Raw genomic sequence first — 14856 nt, forward strand, 5'->3', positions numbered from 1 at the left:
AACGCAAAATCAGATATTAGCGGTAAAACTAGAGATCGGATCTCCTCACGTCAATACCTTCAGCGCAGCGAGTTTTACCGCTATAGTCCAGCGCGTGACGACATTCGAGATCCGCTCTCCCGACGGTCGCACCGTTCGGACGGGGAGCCTGAGCGGGCCCGGCACGCTGACCGCGCGCCCGCCCGCCGAGCCCGGCGTGCAGCGGTACGACGTGGTGGCCGACGGCCCGGTGACGCTGCGCTGGACCTGGCCGGCCGAGGACGCCGTGACCCTGTGGCGGGCCGCCCAGGACTCGCACCGGCAGCTCCCCACCGACTGGGGTTCGCACCGCGAGATCCGCTCCGTCCGCTCGGCCCCGGTCGCGGCGCTCGTCGATGCGCAGAGCTGTAGTTTGTCGACAATCTCCTTGTCGACGAGCGTGCGGGTCTGCGACTTCGCGGTGGGTGTGAACGAGGAGACCGCCGAGCAGCTGATCGAGCTGACCGTCACGGACGTGGAAGGTGCAGGTTTCACGCTGCGGATCGATCTGCGCGCCCAGCACTTCTCCGACGCGCTGCGCGCCGTCACGGCGGAGTGGACCGCGGAGCTGGGTTCTCGGATCGCGGTGGTGCCGGACGTGGCGCGGGAGGCGATGTACTCGACCTGGTACAGCGACCACCAGCACGTCTCGGCCGCGTCCGTGGAGCGGCACGCGCGGGCGGGTACGGCGTACGGGACGAAGGCGGTGATCGTCGACGACGGCTGGCAGACCTCCGACACCCGGCGCGGGTACGCGTACTGCGGCGACTGGGAGCCGACCGGCGAGACGTTTCCGGACATGGCGGCGCACGTCCGGCGGGTGCACGAGCTCGGGCAGCGGTACGTGCTGTGGCTCGCGCCGCCGCTGATCGGCGTGCACTCGAAGGCCTGGACGAGGTTGCAGGACCGGATCCTCGGGTTCGCGGACGCGGACGTCACGGCGGTCCTCGACCCGCGCTACCCCGAGGTTCGCGAGCACCTGCTCGAGTCGTGCATCCGCCCGGTCCGGGACTGGGGTGTCGACGGTCTGAAGATCGACTTCATCGACTCGTGGGCGCGGCTCACCACCCCGGTCGCGCCGGGCATGGACTGCGAGTCCGTGGACGACGGCGTCGAGCGCTTTCTGCAGGCCGTTACCGACGAGCTGCGGACGCTGCGGCCGGATGTGCTGATCGAGTTCCGGCAGGACTACGTCCATCCGCGGCTGTGGCAGTTCGGCACGTTCCTGCGAGCCGGCGACTGTGCGCTGGACCCGGTTGAGAACCGCGTGCGGACCGTCGACTGCCGGCTGCTGGCAGGCGACCGCGCGGTGCACTCGGACATGCTGATGTGGCACCCGGCCGCCTCGGTCGAGAACGTCGCGCAGCAGTTCATCGGCGCGCTGTTCAGTACGGCGCAGGTCTCGATGGAGCTCGACGAGCTGTCGCCGGAACACGAGCGGGTCGTCCGGTACTGGCTCGGCTTCCTGCGTGACCACGCCGACGCCCTGCTGCGCGGCGTACTGCGGCCCTCTCGCCCGGACGCGCGGTACCCGCAGGTCCGGGCGGTCGGCGCCGACGAAACTGTCGTTGCCGTGTTCACCGACCCGGTCGTCCGGGTAGAGGACCCCTGCACGGTCGTGGTCAACGGCGGCGCCGGGCGACGGCTGTACGTCGAGGGTGCGGCCGGCGGACCGGTGGAGCTCGTAGTCTCGGACTGCTCCGGCCACGAGGTGCACCGCACGACCACGACGCCGCCCGAGGTCTGGGTGCTCGACGTACCGGTCGGCGGGGTGGCCCGGATCGCACGAAACTAGGGGGAATCGACGGTGGTGGCACAGAAGCCGCGGCGGACGACGGTCGCGGACGTGGCGCGGCTGGCCGGGGTGTCGGCGATGACGGTGTCGAACGTCCTGAACGCACCGCACCGGGTCGCACCGCCGACCGTGCAGGCCGTGCGCGCCGCGATCGAGGAGCTCGGGTACATCCCGAACCACGCGGCCCGGGCGCTCTCCTCCGGCCGCAGCCAGGTGATCGGACTACCGCTGTACTTCGAGGACGGGGACGGCGACACGGGGCTTGGTGGGTTCCTGCACGGGTTGCTCGGCGGCCTGGTGAAGGCGGCCGCCGTGTCCGGGTACGGCGTCCACGTGACCACGCCGACGGAGGGCGCCACCGAGATCGCGTTGTACGAGAAACTGATCGCGGCGCGGCAGGTGGACGCGATCGTCGTACTGGAGACGATGCCGAACGATCCGCGGATCGAGTTCCTGAGCCGGCGGCGGTTCCCGTTCGTGGCGTTCGGGCAGACGGCGGCGGATCAGCGGCAGTGCTGGGTCGACGTGGACAACGCGACGTCGATGGCGGGGATCGCCGGCCATCTGCTGGCGACCGGGCGGGAGCGGGCCGTGTACCTCGCGACCGACAGCGCGCTGCCGTGGGTGCATCAGCGGCGGGACGGGTTCGTCGAGACGTTCGCGGACACCGAGGTGCGGTCGTTCGGTTCGCTGGAGGCGGTGGCGGAGTACGTCGCGGCCGCGGAGGTGCCGGACGCGTTCGTAGCCGACAACGACGGGTTCGCGGTGGTCGCGATGCGGGCGCTGCAGCGGCGCGGGATCGCGGTCGGTACGGACGTCGCGGTCACCGGGTTCAACGACTTCCCGTTCGCGAGCATGCTGGACACGCCGCTGACCACGGCCCGGATACCGCTTCAGGACATCGCCCGCTCGCTGTTCACCCGAGCCCTGCACGAGATCGCCGGCGACCCGGACGAACCGGGCTGCCTGGTCACGGCTCCGCTGGTGGTCCGCTCAAGCGCCTGACCGGTCGTGGGGCGGTGGTCCGCCGGAGTGCCGGACGGCGGCTTCCACGAACCTGGCGAGGTCGGCCGAGCGGCTGCCGGCCGGCCAGACCACCAGCATCCGGTACGGCTCGACGTCGGCCACCGGGCGGTACACGACGTCCGGCCGGATGTTGCGCTCGGCCATCGACCGGGGCACCAGCGCGACCGCCTGCCCGAACGCGACCACCTCCAGCAGCTGCGACGAGTCCTGCACGACCGGCCCGTCCACCGGATCGTCCGGCCGGGCCGACCAGTAGTTGCGCTCGGCAACGTCCGCCCGGTTCCAGCGCGGCGCCGGGATCCCGGCCAGGTCCTCGGCGTGCAGTACGTCGCGCCCGGCCAGCGCGTGCCCCGCCGGAAGCGCCGCCACCCGCGGCTCGGCGTACAACTCCTCCATCTCGAGTCCCGGGTCGTTGAACGGCCGGCTCACCAGCGCGACGTCGGCCCGTCCGTCGCGCACCATGTCGGCCTGCTCCCCGAACCCGCTCACCACCACGTGCAGGCCGGGCAGCTCGTCCTTCAGCCGTGCGACCAGGACGTGCAGCAGCTCGGTCGCGACACCAGGCTTCGCCGTCACCACGAGGTGTTGTGAGGACTGGCCCGCCCGCTGCGTCCGCCGTACCGCGGAGTCCAACGCGTCAAGCACCGGCCCGGACTCCTTGAACAGCGTCTCCCCCGCCGGCGTCAACGCCAGCCGCGTCCCGGACCGGTCGAACAACCCGACGCCGAGGCGGTGCTCGAGCTGCCGCATCGCCCGCGACAACGGCGGCTGCGCGATCCCCAGCCGCTCGGCGGCGCGGGTGATGTTCAGCTCCTCGGCGACCGCGCGGAAGTACCTCAGCTCACGGATCTCGGGTTCCGGCATACCTCCAGGGTATGGCGGGCCACCCGATCGGTGTTGGCCCGCACCGGCCGGTCCGCGCTGGACTGGTGCCATGAATCAGAACGAAGTCGCCCTGGTCACGGGCGGGAACAAGGGCATCGGCCACGAGATCGTCCGGCAACTCGCGAGCCGCGGGTTCACGGTCTACCTGGGCGCGCGGGACGGCTCCCGCGGTACGGCGGCCGCGGCCGGGCTGACCGGCGACGTACGGTTCGTGCAGCTCGACGTGACCGACGTGGAATCGGTCGCCGCCGCCGCGAAACACGTCGAGGAGGACTCCGGACGCCTGGACGTCCTGGTGAACAACGCCGGCATCGTCGCCGAATGGGGTACCGCGGTCGCGGACATCACCGCCGAGCAGGTACGGACGGCGTACGACGTGAACGTGTTCGGCGTGGTGTCCGCGATCAACGCGTTCGTCCCGCTGCTCCGCCGGTCGCCGAACGCCCGGATCGTCAACCTGTCGAGCGGACTCGGCTCGGTCAACCTGCTGTCGGAGCTCGACGGGCACCTCGCGACGCAGGGCCTGCTCGCGTACAGCTCCTCGAAGGCGGCGCTGAACGCGCTGACGCTCGTCTACGCGAGCGCGCTCCGCGCCGACGGCATCAAGGTCAACGCCGCGACACCGGGCCTCGTCCCCACCGACCTCAACACACAGGCCGCCGTACCGCGCGGAACCCGGACGGTCGCCGACGGCGCCGCCGTACCGGTCGCGCTGGCGACCCTCCCGGCCGACGGCCCGACCGGGGTGTTCAGAGGACCTGGGGCGCTGGACGACGTGGCGCCGTGGTGAGCGCCTGACGGGCGACCAGCAGGGTGACCGTCGTCCCGAGCACAGCGGCCAGCGCGATCGTCAGGTTCGGGGCGATGAACGAGCCGACCACACCGCCGAGCGCGATGCTCACGCCCTGGATCGCCATCAGGCCGCTGGTCTGGATTGTGAACAATCGACCGCGGTGCGCCGGCTCGACGGCGTCCAGGATCAGCGGGTCGATGCCCTGGTTGAACGCGTACCCGGCACCGGAGATCGCGAGCAGGACCGCGGCCACCGGGATCGGCGGCACGGTCAGGAACGCGACCGTCGGCAGCTGGCTCGTGATCAGGAGCGGAACGACGAGCCGTCGCCGCACGGAAGGGGTGAACCGTGCGACGACGAGCTCGCCGAACACACCGCCGACCGCGTATCCGGTGAACAAGGCACCGGCGGCCGCGGCTGCGGTGCCGACCTGGGCGGTGTACGCGACGGCGAGTCCGTCCGGCAGCGACGAGAACGCCGGCGCCACCCAGGTCAGCAGGATCAGATGCCGGAGCCTCACGTTGCCGAACACCAGTTGCAGTCCGGCCCACGAGTCCCGGACCGCGCTCCGGGTCCGCTCCCCCGGCGGCGTGGCGGGGGTCCCGGTACCGATCAGGATTGCCGACAATCCGAATGTCAACACTTCGACGATCAGCAGCGACCGGGCGCCGATCGCCGCGACCGCGATCCCACCGAGCGCGAACCCGGTCAGTACCGCGGTCTGACCGATTGCCCGGAGCAACGACCGCCCGACCGGGAACAGGTCCTGCGGCAACAGGTACGCGAGACTGGCCGCCCGGGCCCCGGCGAAGATCGGCGCGATCATCCCGAGCCCGACCAGCAGCCCGAGCAACCCGGCGACCGGCATCCCCGGCAGCAGCATGGCCAGCACACAGGTCGCGCTCAGTACGTCGCACGTCACCAGGACCCGCCGCGCCGGGAAGCGGTCCGTCATCGACGAGAACAGCACCCCGCTGACGGCGTACGGCAGGAACGAGCACACCAAGACGAGTGCCGACAGCAACGGTGAACCGGTGCGCTGGAAGATCAGGATCGACAACGCGACCTGGGCGCCGACCGTCCCGAGCATGGAGACGGTGTGCGCGGCGTACACGGCACGCATGCCCGGGACGCGGAGTACAGCACGGTAGGACCTCACGCTGCGAGCCTGCGGCAGCGGCCGCCCGCGGGCGTAGAGTTTTGGTTGTGGCCGAAAGTTCTGTCCGATGACGATCCTGCGCTTCACGCAGGCCGACACGCTCCGCTGCCGCTTCGGCGCCTCGCCGTTGTGGGAGACGATGTCGGCCGTCCGGGTCATGCACCAGTCCCACCGCCGCTCCCTGTACGACGACTGGCTGGAGACGAAGCGGGACGCCGTCGCCCGCCTCGACCTGCGCGGGCTGCGCGCCGTCCAGCCCCGGGTCGGGTTCACGCCGGATTTCCTGACCCCACCGCCGAAGGCGTCCCGGGCGAAGTTCGCGACCGAGATCGCCCGGGTCCGCAGTACGCCGCTGGAGAAGGTCCGCGCCGAGCTCGTCCAGTCCCGCGACGAGCTGAAGAACCCGGCCGCGCCCGAGATCGAGAAGATGCTCACCGACCTGCCTGGCACCCGCGAACGGCTCGCGGACGAGATCGAGCGGGCCTGGGAGGCGCTGGTCAAACCGGATTGGCCGTTGATCAGCCGCGTCCTCGAGGACGACATCGCGTACCGCGGCCGGCAGCTCACCGACGGCGGCCTGGCCGGGCTGTTCGACGACCTGCACCCGACGCTCAGCTGGGAGGACGACCGGCTGATCGCCAGCCGGTACCGCTCGGTGGACCGTGACCTGTCCGGGCAGGGTCTGCTGCTCGTGCCCGGGGTCTTCGCCTGGCCGCACCTCGTGATGGTCGTCGACCCGGCGTACCACCCGACGCTCGTCTACCCGGCCCGCGGCGCCGCCCGGCTGTGGTCGGACGCGCCCGCTCCCCCGGATGCGCTGGCCCGGCTGCTCGGCCGTACCCGCGCGACACTGCTCGTCGCCCTCGATCCGCCGGCCACCACGAGCGCCCTCGCCACGCAGTACGACCTCGCGCTCGCGACCGTCGCCGAACACCTCGCCGCCCTGTCCGACGCGGGCCTCGCGACCCGCCGGCGGACCGGGCACCAGGTGCACTACCGGCGGACCGAGGTCGGACAGGCCGTTATCGACGCCTCCGTCGGAGGAGCGGCATCCGGGGTCAGAATGTTGAAGTGAGCAAGCCGACAAAGGTCCGCCGCATCCGGCACACCAGGCGCTGGCCGGCATCGCTGGCGGTGATCTCGGTCCTGATTCTGCAGTTGCTGGTCCCGACCCAGGTGAACGCGTTGCCGCGCTGGCTGATGCCGGCGCTCGGTGCGCTGCTGCTGTTGCCGTTGATCTGGATGAACCCGTTCCACCTGCGCCGCGACGAGCCGTGGCTGCGATCGATCGCGATCACCCTGGTCGCCGTGCTGGTCGCGGTGAACGCGTACTACCTCGCCGGGATGATTTCGGTCCTGGTCAACGGCGACCCCAACCAGGGCAAGGTGCTGGTGAAGAGCGCGCTGCTGATCTGGGTGACGAACGTGGTCGCGTTCGCGGTCTGGCTGTGGGAGGTCGACCGCGGCGGGCCGTTCGCCCGCGCGCCGGAGCACGCCCGGGAGGCCGAGCGCGCCGACCTGCTGTTCCCGCAGATGACCGTCGAGCTGGACGGCTGGAAGTCCTGGATCCCCGGGTTCACCGATTATCTGTACGTCTCGTTCACCAACGCGACCGCATTCAGCCCCACCGACACGATGCCGCTGACCGCCCGGACCAAGGTGCTGATGGGCGTCGAGTCGGCGATCTCGCTCCTCACCGTGGCGGTGGTGGCGGCCCGCGCGGTCAACGTGCTCTGAGATCCCCCTCGACAGGCCTGTAATGGGCGTGAGACCGTTATGCACATGTACAGCACGAAGTCGGTGGGGTTGGGGTTCGCGGTCTTCTCCGCGGTCACGTTCGGCGGGTCCGGACCGTTCGCCAAGGCCTTGATCGAGGCCGGTTTCACGCCGCAGCAGGCGGCCTGGATCCGGATCCTCGGCGCCGCCGCGGTACTCGTACCGCTCGTGCTGGTGTTCCGCGGGCGCGCCGGGCTGCGCGCGGCGCGGGCGTCCTGGAAGGCGCTGGTGCTCTACGGCCTGACCGGGATCGCCGGGTGCCAGACGCTGTTCTTCATCGCCGCGAGCCGGCTGCCGGTGGGCGTGGCGCTGATGCTCGAGTTCTCCGGGCCGGTACTGGTGGTGCTGTGGCTGAAGTTCGGTCAGAAGGCCGCCGTACCGCGGTCGGCCGCGATCGGGGTGAGTATCGCGGTCGTCGGCCTCGCCACCGTGGCGGAGATCTGGTCCGGGTTGCGGATCGACGCGATCGGCCTGCTCGCCGGGCTCGGCGCGGCCGCCTGCCAGGCGACGTACTTCATCCTGATCGACAAGCTGACCGGTGCCGCGGACCCGCTGGTGATGACGGCGGCCGGCAGCGTGGTCGGCGCCGTCGTCCTGACCTTGATCGCGGCACCGTGGGGTACGCCGTGGCACGTGCTCGTGGACACGATCGCGATCGGGCACCGGCACGCGCCCGGATGGGTGATGGCGGCCTGGCTGATCCTGGTGAGCACGGTCGTCGCGTACCTCGCGGGCGCGGCCGCCGTCCAGCGGCTGTCGGCGCCGATCGCCGGCGCGGTCGCGTACCTCGAGGTCGTCGCGGCCTGCGTCTTCGCGCTCGTACTGCTCGGCGAAATGCTGCGGACCAACCAGATCATTGGTGGTGCCATCGTGCTCGTCGGGGCGTTCGTGGCCCAGTCGTCGGTCGGGAAGGTCGCTTCCCCGGAGATCCCGTCCCCGGAGAACCCGGACGACGCTCCCCAGACCGACGCACTGGATCCGGCAGCCATCTAGCACAAGCCTCAACGCAACGAGTCGACGAGCTCGCGGGGCAGGCCGTGGGTCTCGTGCAGGTACTCGTAGTCGGTGTCGTCGAGCGACTTGTGGAACCGCTCGTGGCTGAGGACCTTGCGACCGCGGTCGAGCAGGTTGCTGAACCGGATCTCCTCGTCGATCAGGATCCGCCGGATCAGCGTCACCGTCTCGCCCTGGTGGAAGTGGTTCAGCGTGTGCTCGAACAGCTCCACCGGCACGTCGGACAGCGAGCGCGACTCGTCGTCCTGCCAGAGGATTGTCAACAATCTGCGGATCAGCCGGCGCAGCACGTACCCCCGGCCGGTGTTCGACGGGTGCACGCCGTCGCCGACGATCACGATGCTGGAACGCAGGTGGTCGATCACGATCCGCCGAGATCGCTCGTCCAGCTTCCACAGCCGCGGAATGATCCGCATCCACGGCTCGAACAGCGACGTCTCGTACACCGACGGCTTGTCCTCGAGCAGCATCGTCAGCCGCTCCAGGCCGAGGCCGGTGTCGATGTTCTGCTGCTGCAGTTCCTCCAGCGAGCCGTCGTCGTGGCGCCGGTACCGCATCATCACGTGGTTCCACACCTCGACCCAGCGGTCGTCGGTGGTCGGCGTACCCTCCGGCTCGCCAGTACCGGTCCAGACGAAGATCTCGGAATCCGGGCCGCATGGGCCCGTCGGGCCGTTCGACCACCAGTTGTCGTCGGTGGTGAGCTCGATCGGCAGCCCGAGCTCCTGCCAGGTACGCAGCGACTCCTGGTCGAGCGGCACCTGCTCGTCGCCGCCGAACACGGTCACGTACAGGTTCTTCGGGTCCAGGCCGAAGCCGGTGGTGAGCAGCTCGTACCCCCACCGCAGCGTCTGGCTGCTCCCGTAGTCCCCGAGCGACCACGAGCCGAGCATCTCGAACACGGTCAGGTGCGTGGAGTCCCCGACCTCGTCGAGATCCGTGGTCCGGAGGCATCGCTGCACGCCGGTGAGTCTGCGCCCCAGTGGATGTGGTTCGCCTTCCAGATAAGGCGTGAGCGGATGCATCCCCGAGGTCGTGAAGAGCACCGGATCACCGAGTCGCGGGATGAGCGTGGAACCGGTCGTCGGAACGTGGTCGCGGTCGCTGAAGAAGTCGATGAAAGTCCTGCTGATGTTCATGGTTCTCGTCCTTGTCGATACAGGACCGGAACCAGACCACCGGCTACGGAAACAACAACACCGGCGAACCGTTTCCGGTCGCCGGTGGGAAGTTCAGGATGTCAGGCAGCGGCAGCCGGGGAGCAAGAAGCTCGTACGGCTGCGGCAAGTCGGAACATCCGGTGCATGTCGGCCAGAGTACACGACATCCGCCGTCAGCTGTCCAGCAGTTCTCTCAGTACGGCGCCGGACCGCTCCCAGCCCCACTCCTCCCGGACCCATGCGCGCCCCGCCGCCCCCAGCTCCGCGCGGTGCTCGGCGTTCGTCAGCAATCCGGCGATCCGGACGCCGACGGCCACCGGGTTGTACGGGTCGACCAGGTATCCCGTCGTACCGTGCCGCACCGTGTCCGGCGTACCGCCCGAATCGCCCACGACCACGGGCTTTCCGCACGCGGACGCCTCCAGCGTGACGATGCCCAACGCCTCCGGCTCCAGCCCGAACCGCCGCGTCCGGCACGGCATCGCGAACACGTCCCCCGCGTCGACGTACGGCGGGATCCCGGCCCACGGCACCGGCCCGGTGAACACCACCGCGTCCGCGACCCCGCACCGCTCGGCCAGCGCCTCCAGATGCCGTCGATCCGGCCCGCCACCGACCAGCAGCAGCCGCGCGTCCGGCACCGCCTGCTGCACCCGCGGCCACGCCCGGATCAGCGTGTCCTGCCCCTTCCGCCGGATCAGCCGCGACACGCAGACCACCACCGGTACGCCGACCAGCCCGAGCTCCCGGCGTACGCGCTCACCGCCGACGCCCGGGCGGAACCGCTCCGAGTCCACCCCCGGCGTCAGCCGCCGGATCACCGTTGCCGACGACAACGCCGGCCGGATCTGCTCCTCGCACCATCCCGACACCGTCGTGATCGTGTCGGCCGCGTCCCCGATCTGCCGCAAGGCCTGCCGCGCCCCCGGTACGCCGGCCCACCACGTCTCGTGCCCGTGCGTCATCGCGACGATCCGCCGCGCTCCGGCCGCCCGCAAGGCCGGCCCCATCAGCCCGAGCGGCGCCGCCGCCCCGAACAGCACCCGGTCGGCGCCGTACGAATGCATCAACTCCACGGCCCGCCTCGTGACGCGGGCCGTCGGCAACAACATCGACGTCCGGTCCCGGACCACCGGGAACGGCAGCCGCGCGTCGTACGCCGTGTCGCCCGGCTCCCGCGAGGTGTACACGACGACGTCCGGGACCTGGTCGCACAACGACCGCACGAACGTCTCGATCCCGCCCTGCCGCGGCGGGAAGTCGTTCGTGACGACGAGAACCGTCATCGCTTGGCCAGCGGCGGCACCGTGGAACCGTTCTGCGCGGCCCAGGCGCGGCCCATCGCGATCCGCTCCGGCGGCGTCGGGTGCGTCGCGAACATCCAGTACCGCCAGCGGCTCGGGTCCAGACCGGAGATGTTCCGCACCGCCAGATCGCGCTGCATCGCGACGAAGTCCTCCGGGTCGTTCGTCAGCCGCAGCGAGTGGTAGTCGGCGCGCGCCTCGATCTTCCGGCTGACCAGGTTCTGTACCGGGCTCGCCAGCGTGGTCGCCGCGACCACCAGCGCCACGAACAGCCCGGTCCGGCGCGGATCCGCCATCCGGGCCCCGAGCAACAAGGACAGCAACGTGATCCCGAACGCGGTCCCGAGCACACCGATCAGCGTGCCGTGCAGTACGTCGTCCTCGGCCGCGTGCCCGAGCTCGTGCGCGACGACGAGCCGCACCTGCGCGGGCGGCGTGTCCTTCAGCAGCGTGTCGTACACGACCAGCCGGCGCGTCGACCCGAAGCCCGACACGTACGCGTTCAACGCGGTCGTCCGCTTCGACGCGTCCGCGACCAGCACGTCCTTGACCGGTACGCCGTCCTGCTCCGCGAGCTTGAGGAAATCGTTGCGCAGGGCACCGGCCGGCATCGACGTGAAGTGGTTGAAGCGCGGCTCCACCAGCACCGGGTACGCGAACGACACACCGAGTACCAGCAGCGCAGAAATGATTGCTCCCGGCAACCACCAGCCGCGTTGCCAGCGTTTCGCCAAGGCGATCAGCAGGACCGCGATCACCGCGACGCCGAGGGACGTGAGCAACCAGTTGACGCCGCGGTCCCAGACCCACAGCCGCCAGTTCTGCACCGACAGCCCGTACTTCAGGCTCACCCGCTCCGCGAGTACGTCGGTCGGAACCGTGAGCAGGTTCGTGATCAGGGCGATCCCGGCGACCGTGACCGGTACGGCGAGGAACCACGGGCGGACGCGCAGCGCGTCGTACAACCGGCGGCCCAGCGGGCTGAACCCGATCACCAACGGGACCACGACCGAGATGATCCAGGACGCGGTCGACCACTTCAGGATGTCGTGCCGGAACGCGTTCTGGCGGGCGATCTGCGCACTGGTGAAGTCCAGCGCGGCGTCCGGCTTCGGCAGGTCGATCAGGTGCCACGGGGTGGTGACCGCGATCGTGAAGACCAGCGCGAGCGCGAGCACACCGCCCGTCACGCGCGGCGCCATCGCGCCGCTCGGGCGCTTAGGCACCGGCGAGCCTCTCCAGGTACTTCTGCCACTGCACCACGAACTCGGCCTCGGTCATCCCCAGCACCGACTTGAACGCGTCCGCCAGACCCGACGCACTCCCCGACCGGTCCACGGCGCGGTAGAACGCCACCAGCTTGTCCTGCCCTTCACGCTCCGCGATCAGCCGGCAGGCCAGCCACGCCGACTCGTACGCCTGCGGCAGGTCGGTCGCCGAGGCCGCGAACGCCTCCGGTGTCGGCAGCGTCGTCGGCACCTTCCCGGCCCGGACCGCCTTGAACAGCTCCTTCGCCGCCGAGTCGTCCTGGACGGGAACCGCCGTGAACGCGACATAGTCCGCGAACCCCTCGGCCAGCCACAACGGGACCGGCGAGGCGGTCGCGTTCGACGCGACGTGCGTGGTCTCGTGGGTCAGCACGATCCGGCGGCCCTGCTTGCCGAGCTCTTCGAACAGCTTCGGGTTCGCCACGATCCGCACCGGCGCGTTCGCGGCCGGCTGGTCCAGCTCGGCCATCGTGACCGCGGCGATCTGTGTGTACGTGTTCGGCTGGGCGCCGAGGATGCCCTCCATCTGCGCCTGTTTGGCGGGCAGGTAGACGATCACCTTCTGCCGCCACTTCTTGCCCCACACCTTGGACACCGACTCGACCGCCTTGTCGGCGACCGAGACGTAGCTCTTCACGTCGGTCTCCGGCCCGAGACCGATCACCAGGCTGCGCTTGCCCTTGGCCAGCTCGAGCGGACCGAGCGCCCAGATCGGCCGCCGCTGCCCGGCGGCGAACCGCTCCGAGAACGACGCGGCGTACGTCTTGCCGTCCCGGGTCACGAACGTCACCGGCAGCGTCTCACGGGCCGGCGTCAGGTCGAACCCGGACAGCTGCCAGGACACCTCCACCTGCGCGAGCCACGCCTGCGAGCCGCCGAGCTCGAGCTTCCGGTCCGGGGTCAGGCCGCTCGAGTCGTCGCTCACGTACCGCAACTGGAACGTGCTGATCGGGAGCGTGCTCAGGTTGCCGAAGATCATCCGCGCGCTCGCCTGGAACGCGGTCGCCTGCGGATCGACGGCGTTCAGGAACTCGCTGCGGTTGTCGTTCGTGACCGCGTCGGCCATCTTCTGCAGTACGGCCTCGCCCGCGACCGCCCGCTGCACACCCGCCTGCGCCTGGTCCGTGCTCGGCGTCGAGACAGGCTGGTGCGAGCCGCGCGTGTTCGGGCCGGCGGGCGCGTTGGCGACGTACTGCAGACCGGCGTACCCCGCTCCGGCGACCAGGCAGACGGCGAGCCCGAGCGCGACCTTCTTCAGGATCGGCGCGAACGGCGTACCCCCGGCGCCCGGCTGCCCCGGGTGGTGGTCCGGCTGCTCAGGGTCACCGTCGGACGGGACCACCGGCAGCGGAACCGTGTCGCCGTGCTCGTCGATCACCTCGGCCCCTCGCTGCTCACCTGCCCCAGTCAGGCGGGACACCCGGCCTCCTCCGACAGTACGGCATCACGAAACGTCATCGGCCCCGGGATCCCTCCCGGAGCCGATGAGTATGTCAACGGGGCAGGTCAGCCCGGACGGACTGCCGTGGTGTACGGGTTCTCGTCGAGGGAGGCGATCTCCACGCTCTTGCCCGGGCGCGGCGCGTGCACGATCCGGCCGTTGCCGAGGTAGATGCCGACGTGGCTGATCGGGCTGTAGAAGAACACCAGGTCGCCCGGCATCAGCTCGGACTTGCTGATGTGCCGGCCCTCGCTGGCCTGCGCCTTCGAGGAGTGCGACAGCGAGACGCCGGCCTTGCCCCAGGCGTACATGGTCAGGCCGGAGCAGTCGAAGGAGCTCGGGCCGGCCGCGCCCCACACGTACGGGTCGCCGAGCTGCGCCAGCGCCGCGTTGATCGCGATCGCCGCGCGGCCGCTGGCCGGGATGTTCGGCTGGTTCTTGTCGTCGCTGGTCCGGGTGCTGTCGCGGGTCGGGCGCTGGGCGCGCTGCTTCTCCGCTTCCTTCGCGTTCTCTTCCTGGATTCGCTTCCGGTCGGCCTCGCTGAGCTTGTCGAGGACCTTCTGCGCCTTGTCGAGGTTCGCGTTCAGCTGGTTGACGAAACCGGACTGCTTCGCCTGCACGGCCTGCAGCGCGCCGAGCTCGGTCTGCTCGCTGGCCTGCAGGTCGGTGAGCTTGCCCTGCGCGAGCTGGTAGCGCCGGAGCGCCGAGTTCTGCTGGCCGGCGAACGCCTGGGCGGTCGACGCCTGGCTGAGGAACTGGTCCGGGTTCGTCGACAGCAGCAGCTGCGCGGTCGTCGAGATGCCCGAGGTCTGGTACCCGGCCACCGCGAGGGAGCCGATCTGCCGCTTCACCGAGTCCACCTGCGCCTGCTGCTTGGCGATCCCCGCCTGCAGCGCCTTGACCCGCGCCTTCGAGGCGTCGATCTGGCCGCGCAGGTCGTTCGCCGACTCACCGGCCGTCTCGGCCTGGTGCTGGAGGGCCGCGACCTGCTTCTTCGCGTCCGCCAAGCTGGGCGTGGGGTCGGCGTCCGCCGCTCCCTGGATCAGGATCACGCCCGCAGCGACAGCCGTGCTGGTGATGGCGGCGAGAGCGATTCCCTTGGTGCGGTTGACGCGTCCGATGGACACAGCCCGGTCGGTCCCTTCCTCTGCTCGCGCCGTCCCCGTTGACCACTCCGGCCGCGAACGTCAGGTCCGCGGATCCGCCGGGTCACTCCC

13 protein-coding genes are annotated in these 14856 nt (G+C 70.4%); 6 read left to right on the plus strand and 7 right to left on the minus strand.

From position 1 onward, the window contains the following. Nucleotides 1–94: 94 nt before the first annotated feature. Together ACXJJ3_RS06635 and ACXJJ3_RS06640 are read left to right on the plus strand one after the other, a co-directional pair. Complete coding sequence (locus ACXJJ3_RS06635; RefSeq protein WP_458169060.1) at nt 95–1813, plus strand: glycoside hydrolase family 36 protein; 1719 nt, start codon at nt 95–97, stop codon at nt 1811–1813. 12 nt (nt 1814–1825) lie between these two features. Beyond that, entirely contained in the window at nt 1826–2818 is a 993-nt protein-coding gene (locus tag ACXJJ3_RS06640; protein WP_458169061.1) for a LacI family DNA-binding transcriptional regulator, read from the plus strand. Here ACXJJ3_RS06640 and ACXJJ3_RS06645 read toward each other — a convergent pair. Beyond that, the gene (locus tag ACXJJ3_RS06645; RefSeq protein WP_458169062.1) at nt 2807–3703 is read right to left on the minus strand and encodes a LysR family transcriptional regulator; all 897 of its coding nucleotides are present in this window, start codon (nt 3701–3703) and stop codon (nt 2807–2809) included. The two genes, ACXJJ3_RS06640 and ACXJJ3_RS06645, sit on opposite strands and share 12 nt — an antisense overlap. Nucleotides 3704–3773: 70 nt before the next feature. Between ACXJJ3_RS06645 and ACXJJ3_RS06650 the strand changes: the two genes are divergently transcribed. Next, nucleotides 3774–4514 (plus strand): SDR family oxidoreductase, encoded by a 741-nt coding sequence (locus tag ACXJJ3_RS06650; protein WP_458169063.1) that lies wholly within the window; start codon nt 3774–3776, stop codon nt 4512–4514. On the opposite strand, the gene ACXJJ3_RS06655 is transcribed toward ACXJJ3_RS06650, so the two are convergent. Next, nucleotides 4474–5676 (minus strand): MFS transporter, encoded by a 1203-nt coding sequence (locus tag ACXJJ3_RS06655; protein ID WP_458169064.1) that lies wholly within the window; start codon nt 5674–5676, stop codon nt 4474–4476. The two genes, ACXJJ3_RS06650 and ACXJJ3_RS06655, sit on opposite strands and share 41 nt — an antisense overlap. 67 nt (nt 5677–5743) lie before the next feature. Here ACXJJ3_RS06655 and ACXJJ3_RS06660 point away from each other — a divergent pair, with 67 nt between their 5' ends. Genes ACXJJ3_RS06660 through ACXJJ3_RS06670 form a run of 3 tightly spaced genes read left to right on the plus strand, consistent with a single transcriptional unit; the run spans nt 5744 to nt 8445 of the window. Continuing rightward, nucleotides 5744–6751 (plus strand): DUF5937 family protein, encoded by a 1008-nt coding sequence (locus ACXJJ3_RS06660; RefSeq protein WP_458169065.1) that lies wholly within the window; start codon nt 5744–5746, stop codon nt 6749–6751. Then, nucleotides 6748–7413 (plus strand): hypothetical protein, encoded by a 666-nt coding sequence (locus ACXJJ3_RS06665; protein ID WP_458169066.1) that lies wholly within the window; start codon nt 6748–6750, stop codon nt 7411–7413. Before ACXJJ3_RS06660 ends, ACXJJ3_RS06665 begins: the two co-directional genes overlap by 4 nt. 45 nt (nt 7414–7458) lie before the next feature. Continuing rightward, complete coding sequence (locus ACXJJ3_RS06670) at nt 7459–8445, plus strand: EamA family transporter (protein ID WP_458169067.1); 987 nt, start codon at nt 7459–7461, stop codon at nt 8443–8445. 8 nt (nt 8446–8453) lie between these two features. On the opposite strand, the gene ACXJJ3_RS06675 is transcribed toward ACXJJ3_RS06670, so the two are convergent. The 5 genes from ACXJJ3_RS06675 to ACXJJ3_RS06695 form a co-directional block, all read right to left on the minus strand. After that, complete coding sequence (locus ACXJJ3_RS06675) at nt 8454–9605, minus strand: alanine--tRNA ligase-related protein (RefSeq protein WP_458169068.1); 1152 nt, start codon at nt 9603–9605, stop codon at nt 8454–8456. Between the two features lie 194 nt (nt 9606–9799). Further along, on the minus strand, nt 9800–10912 hold the full coding sequence (locus ACXJJ3_RS06680) for a glycosyltransferase family 4 protein (protein WP_458169069.1): 1113 nt from the start codon (nt 10910–10912) through the stop codon (nt 9800–9802). Beyond that, entirely contained in the window at nt 10909–12156 is a 1248-nt protein-coding gene (locus tag ACXJJ3_RS06685) for a M48 family metallopeptidase (RefSeq protein WP_458169070.1), read from the minus strand. The genes ACXJJ3_RS06680 and ACXJJ3_RS06685 overlap by 4 nt, the downstream gene beginning before the upstream one ends. Then, nucleotides 12149–13618, minus strand: coding sequence for a hypothetical protein (locus ACXJJ3_RS06690; protein WP_458169071.1), 1470 nt, complete (start codon nt 13616–13618; stop codon nt 12149–12151). Before ACXJJ3_RS06690 ends, ACXJJ3_RS06685 begins: the two co-directional genes overlap by 8 nt. A gap of 86 nt (nt 13619–13704) precedes the next feature. Further along, complete coding sequence (locus ACXJJ3_RS06695; protein WP_458169072.1) at nt 13705–14766, minus strand: NlpC/P60 family protein; 1062 nt, start codon at nt 14764–14766, stop codon at nt 13705–13707. Nucleotides 14767–14856 lie beyond the last annotated feature (90 nt).

This window comes from Kribbella sp. WER1 (genome assembly GCF_054189145.1).